Annotated in this window: 11 protein-coding genes; all 11 read right to left on the minus strand. The window is 48.1% G+C overall.

The features are described 5' to 3' along the window. Positions 1-209, minus strand: a 209-nt coding sequence (gene rpsB / locus QZ147_RS07075; RefSeq protein WP_295148678.1) for a 30S ribosomal protein S2, incomplete at its 3' end; no start/stop codon positions are given. A gap of 267 nt (positions 210-476) precedes the next feature. Then, positions 477-1,043 (minus strand): tetratricopeptide repeat protein, encoded by a 567-nt coding sequence (locus QZ147_RS07080; RefSeq protein WP_295148681.1) that lies wholly within the window; start codon positions 1,041-1,043, stop codon positions 477-479. A 65-nt stretch (positions 1,044-1,108) separates the two neighbouring features. Then, positions 1,109-1,348 carry an acetyltransferase gene (locus tag QZ147_RS07085; protein ID WP_295148684.1) on the minus strand — a complete coding sequence of 80 codons (240 nt, stop codon included), beginning with the start codon at positions 1,346-1,348 and terminating at the stop codon, positions 1,109-1,111. A gap of 77 nt (positions 1,349-1,425) precedes the next feature. Further along, positions 1,426-2,205 carry a DUF4198 domain-containing protein gene (locus QZ147_RS07090; protein WP_295148686.1) on the minus strand — a complete coding sequence of 260 codons (780 nt, stop codon included), beginning with the start codon at positions 2,203-2,205 and terminating at the stop codon, positions 1,426-1,428. Between the two features lie 173 nt (positions 2,206-2,378). After that, on the minus strand, positions 2,379-3,137 hold the full coding sequence (locus QZ147_RS07095) for a polyphenol oxidase family protein (protein ID WP_295148689.1): 759 nt from the start codon (positions 3,135-3,137) through the stop codon (positions 2,379-2,381). Positions 3,138-3,162: 25 nt separating this feature from the next. Beyond that, positions 3,163-3,801 carry a riboflavin synthase gene (locus QZ147_RS07100; protein WP_295148692.1) on the minus strand — a complete coding sequence of 213 codons (639 nt, stop codon included), beginning with the start codon at positions 3,799-3,801 and terminating at the stop codon, positions 3,163-3,165. 171 nt (positions 3,802-3,972) lie between these two features. Next, on the minus strand, positions 3,973-4,908 hold the full coding sequence (accA, locus tag QZ147_RS07105) for an acetyl-CoA carboxylase carboxyl transferase subunit alpha (protein ID WP_295148695.1): 936 nt from the start codon (positions 4,906-4,908) through the stop codon (positions 3,973-3,975). Between the two features lies 1 nt (position 4,909). Next, positions 4,910-6,118 (minus strand): beta-ketoacyl-ACP synthase II, encoded by a 1,209-nt coding sequence (locus QZ147_RS07110; protein WP_295148698.1) that lies wholly within the window; start codon positions 6,116-6,118, stop codon positions 4,910-4,912. Positions 6,119-6,146: 28 nt separating this feature from the next. Continuing rightward, on the minus strand, positions 6,147-6,380 hold the full coding sequence (acpP, locus tag QZ147_RS07115; RefSeq protein WP_295148701.1) for an acyl carrier protein: 234 nt from the start codon (positions 6,378-6,380) through the stop codon (positions 6,147-6,149). Between the two features lie 81 nt (positions 6,381-6,461). Then, positions 6,462-7,205 carry a 3-oxoacyl-ACP reductase FabG gene (gene fabG / locus QZ147_RS07120; RefSeq protein WP_295148702.1) on the minus strand — a complete coding sequence of 248 codons (744 nt, stop codon included), beginning with the start codon at positions 7,203-7,205 and terminating at the stop codon, positions 6,462-6,464. A gap of 53 nt (positions 7,206-7,258) precedes the next feature. After that, on the minus strand, positions 7,259-8,394 hold a 1,136-nt coding region (gene gpmI / locus QZ147_RS07125; protein WP_295148704.1), incomplete at its 5' end, for a 2,3-bisphosphoglycerate-independent phosphoglycerate mutase.

Here is an 8,394-nt window from a genome sequence, read left to right on the forward strand (position 1 = left end):
GTGCCGACGAAAAGGATAGTCTTGCCTTCGGCGGCCGCGTCGCGAACGATATTATAAGTGTATCGGAAGTAGCGGATAGTTTTTTGCAAATCTATAATATAGATACCTTTTCTCTCGCCAAAGATATATTTTTTCATCTTTGGATTCCATCTGCGGGTTTGATGTCCGAAATGGACGCCGCATTCTAGTAAATCTCTCATAGTTACCATGAGTTTCTCCTTGTGGGTTTCCCCGAATTTAGTTTTACCTCCACACCCCTTAACGACGGGTCGCGCCCGCCGCAACCAAATTTAGGACTGGTGCGTGCGAAATAAGTCGTGGATTATACCGAGAAATTTCTAAATTTAGGCTAAATTAAGTAGTTTAAAATATAGTGCTGCAAGTAAAATTTAATACGGAGCGCTTCGTCTTCGACTGTGGGGCAGACTAAAATTTAAAGCAAATCTTAGTCTAATAAAACCGAGATAAAGCTGCGTTTATTTTAAAATCTTAGCGTTTTCGCAGCCGATTTCTAGCCCCATCTTGCACGCTTTTTCGTAAAATTTAACCGCGGCTTTGACGTCCGTTTGTACGCCCGTGCCGCGCTCGCTCATGTAACCCGCCTCGTTGCAGCCTTTGGCTAGGCCTAGCTCGCATGCATTTTTATAAAGCTCGTATGCCCGCGCTTCGTCTTTTACCGCGCCGACGCCCGTCTGATGAGCGTATGCTAATGCGTAACAACCCAGCTTATCACCCATTTTGCACGCTCGCTCGTAAAATTTAGCCGCCGCATCGGTTCTATCGACCGCGACTTTTCCGCTCGCCAGCATCGCTCCCATGTTATAGCAAGCACGCGCGTGTCCGCTCTCGCAGGCAAGGTTAAATAGCCTTGCCGCCTCGCTAAAATTTGAGACTTGATACATCGCAAGCGCGTCCTCAAACCAAGCATTCGCGGAGTTTTCGGGTAAACTAGCAGGCGCGTTTAACGGCTCGTTAGAAGATCTCGTTTGCGCCGCAAATAGCGTGCCGAACACAAGGATCAAGCAAACTAGGACTTTTTTCATTTTAGCTCCTTTTTACGAAGTTTTAGTCTAAATTTTAGTCCTTTTTGATAAACGCAACCGAAATTTTAACTAAATTTACTTAGCTGCGCGTCCTCTTCTATTTTTATGAGTTTAGTAAAAATTCGCTCTATTTCCGCGCGCTCGCCCGTGCTTAATTTTTGACTAGATGCGGTTAGCAAAACCTCTACGACGGCTTCGTTTTGCAACGTCTGGACGTCAAATTTTCTCGCGTTAGCGGCGATTTTTGCCGCAAGAGGATTTTTGGATTTAAAATTTTCGTATGGCATTTTTCCTAGTTTTTGCATTAGATTACGAAGTGATTATACGAAATTTAAGATAAATTCGGGCTCAAATTTTACCCAAAGCCCGAATTTATGCCGATTTATTCTTTTATATCAAAACCCAGCGTCGTTTTTAGCGTCTCTTTATCGCATTTTGTGGCATCCGGATAAGGCCTTTCATAAATCACCTCAAACACCCAAAAGCCCGGCCTTAGCGCTACGACTTCGGTGATACCCTGCGCGTCGGTCATACCGTAAAACGCTCGCTTATCCTCTAAAAATCCCGCAAAAGTGCCGGTTAGTTTGGCGCGTTCTAGCGGCTTGCCGTCAGCCAAAACTTGCAGTTTAAAGGGCTTATCCACGCGAAAACCTACCGGATTTTGCAGCGGCACTATCTCGATTTTCTCTCCGACTGGCTTAGCGACGAAGTCGTCTGCTTCGCCTAAATTTAGGATTTTTTTGGACGTTATCGTCATCAAGCGGCAGATTTGTACGTCGCTTAAATCTTTTAGATCAAGCTTATTTTTGCCTATGATCCACTTGCCGTCGCTGCGCTTTTTTAGCGAATACATCGGATTTTGCCGCGCAAGCAGGATATATGTGCCTTTGCCCAGCTTTTCGCCTTCGTAGCGGTAGTTTTCGCCGCTTTGCGCTAGCTCTTTTTTATGCCCGTCTTTGCCAATCAGGGCAACGGGCGCAAAAAGATGCACGCGCTCTTGCATTATAGGCTCGTAGTTTGGGAAATCGTCGCTATAACCCATTTTTGCGACGAATTTACCCGTCTTTTCGTCGTTTACCCCGTCCACCCAAAACATATGCGCCTGCGCCGAACAAACGGCTACTGCAAGTATCGCAGCGGTTAAAATTTTACTTGTTTTCATGCTTTTCCTTTCAGTTGTTTTTGAGATTTGATGTCAAATTGTAGCTAAAATTTATTAAATTTATCCTATTTTTAGTATGGTTTAAATTGCAAATTTACCCGCCAAACCAACCGCGACGCAGCGTAATGTAGCCTAAGCAAATAAATTTGGCAACGAAGCCGACGGCAAAAACGCTAGGAAGAAAAGTTAAATTCGTTCTTAATTTTTAGTTTCATAGGTACGGGCTTGTTCATGACAAACCCGCAAAATCGCCCCGTGACGCCCTCTCTGCGGTAGGAAAACAGCTCCCCCGTCTCAAACGTACATCGCGGATCAAACTCCGCTCGCCCTACGCCAAGCTGCGCAAATTCATCCCGCAAGGCAGCCTCCATGTCAAATTTACCCTCTTTTTTATAGCGGTTAAACGCGCCAAGATCAAGCTCTCCCACCTCGTAGTTTCGCGCCTTGATATTTGCGCCCACGAATACGCGCAGATCGCTCGCCTTGCAGCCAAACTCGCTTTTCATTAGCCTAACTGCATTCGTGCAAATTTTACCCGTTACGCCCGCCCTGCCCGCATGCACTGCGGCAACTACGCCCCGCCTCTCATCCGCGATCAAAACGGGCGAGCAGTCGGCGACCAAAACGCAAAGCGTAACGCCTCTAAGCGCCGTTATCACGCCGTCGCAAGGCGGCAGCTCATCCTCTAAATCCCTCAAAATTTCCACGCGATTTGAGTGAATTTGACGCATAAATTTTAGATTAAAAGGCGCGGTAGCAAGCGTAGCGGCTAAAATTTCGCGATTTTTAGCTACGTTTGCGGGCAGGTCGCCGACGTGATCCCCTAAATTTAACCCCTCATGCACCCCTTCGCTTACTCCGCCAAACCGCGTCGTAAAGCCAAGCTTCAAGCGCTCGCTCTCAAAAACTACGTCTAAAATTTCCCGATTCATTTTCGCTAAATTTAACCCGTCAGGCCTAATAAAGGCTCGCGATGTGCTGAGATTCGTCCCAGCTGATCTCGCACTTCTCGCCGTTTGTGCCACCTAAAACGCCAGCTAACGCCAGCTGCCTAGCTACGTATCGCGCGAGCAGGTCGCTCTCCACGTTTACGCGGCGCCCAGGCTCAAACTCGCCAAACAAACTCTCGCGAAAGGTGATCGGGATGATCGTGAGGCGCACGCCGGTCGGCAAAACTTCGTTGATCGTAAGACTCACGCCCTCGACCGCGATGCTGCCTTTGTTTGCCATCAAAGGCATGACGCTAGAGGGCAAATTTATATAAAAATCAACCCCGTTTTCGCGCCGCTTTATACGCGCGACCTCGCCGATAGCGTCTACGTGGCCTTGCAGCAGATGCCCGTCCACGCGGTCGGCTAACCGCATCGCAGGCTCGATATGCACGCGTCCGCGCAAATTTTCCGTCGCGATATGCGCTCTAGTCTCGGCGCTAAGCTCCACGCTAAAGCCGTCTGCGTGTAGCTGCGTCACGCTAAGACATGCGCCGTTTACCGCGATGCTATCGCCTAAATTCGGGCGGTATGCGGCTTTTAGTCGCAGGGTATTTTGCGAATAGCTCACAACCTGCGCGATCTCGCGAATTAGTCCGTTAAACATTTTTGGCCTTTAAATTTTTTAGCGATTTTACAGAATTTTAGATAAAGCTAGGCGTAAATTTAGCAATATGGGATATACGGAGAATTTCGTGACCTTGCGGCGACGTTAGTAATTTATATATTTCAAGCAGAAATAGGCAAGATTTGGCTTACAAGAGCCAAATTTTACGCCCTATTCTTCATAAGCTCCGATAGATAAAATTTTATCCATACGTTTTGAGATTAGATCGCCGACATCTAGCTTTTCGAGCTCGGTTAGTTTAGAAAGAAAATATTGTCCCAAAGCCCTTGCCGCACCCTCTTTATCTCGGTGTGCTCCGTTTACGGGTTCAGCGATAACGTCGTCGATTAAATTTAAATTTTTTAAATCGTCGGCGGTAATTTTCATCGCCTTCGTCGCTTGCTCTTGTTTGGCGGGATCGTTCCAAAGTATCGCAGCACAGCCTTCGGGCGAAATAACAGAAAATACGGAGTTTTTCATCATAGCCAAACGATCCGCTACGCCGATAGCTAGCGCTCCGCCGCTTCCGCCCTCGCCGATAACTACGGCGACCGTCGGTACTCTTAGATTAGCGAATTCAAAAAGATTTCTAGCGATCGCCTCGCTTTGTCCACGCTCTTCCGCCCCTACGCCAGGGTACGCTCCCGGAGTGTCGATCAAAAATAAAATAGGGACGTTAAATTTTTCTGCGGTTTTTGCGATCCTTAGCGCTTTTCGGTACCCCTCTGGATGAGGCATGCCGAAATTTCGTTTTAGCTTGTTTTTCGTACCGCGACCTTTTTGTTCGCCGATAACCATCACCTTTTTACCGCCGATATATCCGGCGTAACAAACTATCGCCGGATCGTCACGGTAAGCTCTATCGCCGTGAATTTCGCGAGCGTCGGCCAGCAAAAGCCTGACGTAATCAATTGCATAGGGGCGATCGGGATGACGGGCGAGTTGTAGGCGCTGATATTCGTTTAAATTTTTATAGACCTTCGCGACCTCTTTATCTAAATTTTTATTCAGAATTTCTACCGCGTGTTCATCGCCGCGAATTCTTGCGTTTGCGATGTCGTCATCAATTTGCTTAATGCTCTTTTCAAAATCTAGATAACTTGACATTTTAGATCTTCTTAAATATCACGACGCCGTTCGTACCGCCGAAGCCGAACGAATTGCTCATAACGACGTTTAGATCGGCCTTTCTAGCGATGTTCGGAACATAATCTAGATCGCAATCTTCGTCGGGAGTTTCGTAATTAATAGTAGGCGGAATTATACCGTCGCGCATCGCCATAATAGAAATAACCGCCTCAATCGCGCCGGCGCCGCCTAGGCAATGTCCTATTTGCCCCTTAGTAGAGCTTACGGCGGGAACCTTTGCGCCAAACAACGTTTTAAGCGCAGCGGTCTCGTTCTTATCGTTTACGGGCGTAGAAGTACCGTGCGCATTTACGTAATCGACCTGCGGTTTACCTGCCATCATCCATGCCTGCGTCATCGCGCTAAGCGGCCCTTCAAGCGTCGGCGAAGTAATATGATGAGCATCGCCGCTTTCGCCGAAACCTACGAGCTCGGCGTAAATTTTAGCCCCCCTTGTCTTTGCGCTCTCATATTCTTCGAGTACGAGCGCACCGGCTCCTTCGCCCATGACGAAGCCGTCTCTGTCTTTATCGAACGGGCGAGATGCGCGCTGCGGTTCGTCATTTCTAGTAGAAAGAGCCTTCATAGCGGCAAATCCGCCCACACCTACGCCGCAAATCGTAGATTCGGCGCCTACGACTAGCATTTTATCTACTTGTCCTAGCATTATGCATTTAGCCGCCTGCGAGATCGCATGAGTACCTGCCGCACATGCCGTAACGCTAGATAAATTCGGTCCTTGCAAACCGTGGTTAATAGAAACGATACCGCCTAGCATATTAACTAGCGCCGACGGGATAAAAAACGGTGAAATTCGCTTCACCCCTTTTTCGGCGAGAGTTTGCGAATTTTTTTCGATATTCGGTAAACCGCCGATACCGGCAGCCGAACTAACGCCGAATCTAGCCCTATCGAATTCGCCGAAATTCGCATCTACCATAGCCTCGTTAGAAGCCTTTATACCGAGCTGTATGAAACGATCTACTTTCTTAACTTCCTTGCCGTCCATAACGCTAAGCGGGTCAAAGTCCGTTATCTCGGCGGCAATTTGAACCGGAAAATCGCTCGCGTCAAAAGAGCTTATCTTTTTTACGCCGGTTTTGCCTTCGCAGATAGCCTTAAACGAGCTTTCCTTGTCAAGCCCAAGCGCGTTAATCATGCCAATTCCCGTTACTACGACTCGTTTCAATACGTCTCCTTTGGCTATAAAATTTAGATTATTTACCTAATTTTTCTATATAAGTTACAACGTCGTTGATACTAATTAGCTTTTCAGCCTCGGAATCAGGAATTTCTACGCCGAATTTCTCTTCTAACGCCATAACTAGCTCTACTACGTCGAGACTATCGGCGCCTAAATCCTCGATAATTTTAGATTCTAGCTTTACAGCGTCCGGACTTACGCTAAGCTGCTCTACTACTACGTCTTTTACTTGGTCAAAAACTGCCATTGTGGGTTCTCCTTTTAAAAAATGTCTGCAATTTTATAATATTTAAGCTTTTATTTATTTTAAACCGCAAAATTTACGCGCTTACATATATAGTCCGCCGTTGATTTTTAGCGTCTCGCCCGTGACGTAGCTAGCGTGATCGCTTAGCAAAAACGCTACGGCCTCAGCCACTTCGCTAGCACTTCCGAATCGCTTTAGCGGGATGTTATCGCTGTAAGTTTTTTTGATTTCATCGCCAAGCTCGCTCGTCATATCCGTCTCGATAAAGCCCGGAGTTACACAGTTAAAGCGCACGTTTCTAGCCGCGCCCTCTTTGGCGAAGCTTTTGTTCATCGCGATCATTCCGCCCTTGCTCGCAGCGTAGTTGACTTGCCCCGCATTGCCCATCTCGCCCACGATCGAAGCTACGTTTACGACGGCGCCGAAGCGTTTTTTACTCATTACTTTTAGCGCCTCGCGGCATCCGATAAAGGCCGAGGTTAAATTTGCGTTTATCACGCCGGTAAAATCCTCCGTCTTCATGCGAAGCGCGAGCTTGTCGTTCGTGATACCGGCGTTATTTACGAGGTAACTTAGCTCGCCGTCGGCGTCCGCGATCAAATTTATCGCTTTTACAAACTCGTCCTCGTCCGTCGCGTCAAATTTAACCACCGCGGCCTGCCCGCCGTTTGCTACGATTTCAGCTTGCAGAGCATCAGCGATTTCAGGCTTTGAGCGATAGTTTATCCAGACTTTTAGCCCCATTTGCGCCAGAGTTTTGGCTATCTGCGCGCCGATACCGCGGCTAGCTCCCGTAATTAGCACGTTTTTTCCGCTAAATTTCATTTTCTTCCTTATTGTTAAAGTAAAATCGCATTTTATCAAAATATTAATAAAATTTAAAACAGCGCCTCGTCCATCTCGGCGGGTTTTTCTATACCCATCAGCGCCAAAACGCTCGCAGCTATGTTGTTTAGGCCGCCCGCTTTTACAGCCTTTACGCCCTCGCCCATCACGAAGCAAAATACGTCAAAAGTCGTGTGGTTGGTTAGCAAATTACCCTGCGCATCCCTCATCTGCTCGCAGTTGCCGTGGTCGCTCGTGATGATTAACGCGTAGTTTTTCTCTTTTGCTTTTGCTACAATGCGTCCCAGCGCCGCATCCACGGCCTCGACCGCCTTCACCGCCGCGTCAAATTCGCCCGTGTGCCCGACCATATCGCCGTTTGCGAAATTTACCACGATAAAGTCTTGTCCGTCCTCCATGCCTTTTAGTACCGCTTCGCACACGGCTTGCGCGCTCATTTCTGGCTTTTCGTCGTAGGTTTTTACTTTGGGGCTTGGCACGAGCACTCTCGTTTCGTTTTGAGCGAGCTCCTCGACGCCACCGTTAAAGAAAAACGTCACGTGAGCGTATTTCTCGGTCTCGGCGGTGTGCAGCTGCGTTAGGCTCGCGTTTGCGACGACCTCGGCAAGGGTATTTTTTAACTTTTCGTTTTCAAATAATACGGGAAAGGTGAAATTTGCGTCGTATTCGGTCATCGTGAGTAGATTTTTGACCACAAACGGGCGCGCGAATTCGCTAAAATTTTCATCGCCCAAAGCCGCCGCGATCTCGCGTACGCGGTCGTTTCTAAAGTTTATAAATATCACGCCGTCGTTTTCGAAGGTACCCTCAAACCCACCAAAACTAGCCGGCACGATAAACTCGTCCGTCACGCCCGCCTCGTAGCTTTGCATGACGTATTCTAGCGGCGATATGGTTTGCGCATTTTCTCCGCGCGTCATCGCGTCGTAGGCAGTTTTTACGCGCTCCCAGCGCTTGTCGCGGTCCATCGCGTAAAATCTACCGCTAACGCTAGCTAGCTTAAAGCCCCCGCTTTGCGCCTTTTCTTGCAGCGATTTTATGAACGCTAGCCCGCTTTTTGGACCTACGTCGCGACCGTCGGTTATCGCGTGAGCGCATACCTCGCAGCCGTTTGCAACCGCAAGGGAACACATCGCGTCAAAGTGGCTCATGTGCGAGTGCACGCCTC

The organism is uncultured Campylobacter sp. (assembly GCF_905371695.1).
Taxonomy (GTDB): domain Bacteria; phylum Campylobacterota; class Campylobacteria; order Campylobacterales; family Campylobacteraceae; genus Campylobacter_A.

Bases quoted from the DNA above. Each gene is read 5' to 3' on its own strand.
- QZ147_RS07080 (WP_295148681.1), bottom strand. From the start codon at position 1,043: ATGAAAAAAGTCCTAGTTTGCTTGATCCTTGTGTTCGGCACGCTATTT.
- QZ147_RS07085 (WP_295148684.1), bottom strand. From the start codon at position 1,348: ATGCAAAAACTAGGAAAAATGCCATACGAAAATTTTAAATCCAAAAAT.
- QZ147_RS07090 (WP_295148686.1), bottom strand. From the start codon at position 2,205: ATGAAAACAAGTAAAATTTTAACCGCTGCGATACTTGCAGTAGCCGTT.
- QZ147_RS07095 (WP_295148689.1), bottom strand. From the start codon at position 3,137: ATGAATCGGGAAATTTTAGACGTAGTTTTTGAGAGCGAGCGCTTGAAG.
- QZ147_RS07100 (WP_295148692.1), bottom strand. From the start codon at position 3,801: ATGTTTAACGGACTAATTCGCGAGATCGCGCAGGTTGTGAGCTATTCG.
- accA (WP_295148695.1), bottom strand. From the start codon at position 4,908: ATGTCAAGTTATCTAGATTTTGAAAAGAGCATTAAGCAAATTGATGAC.
- acpP (WP_295148701.1), bottom strand. From the start codon at position 6,380: ATGGCAGTTTTTGACCAAGTAAAAGACGTAGTAGTAGAGCAGCTTAGC.
- fabG (WP_295148702.1), bottom strand. From the start codon at position 7,205: ATGAAATTTAGCGGAAAAAACGTGCTAATTACGGGAGCTAGCCGCGGT.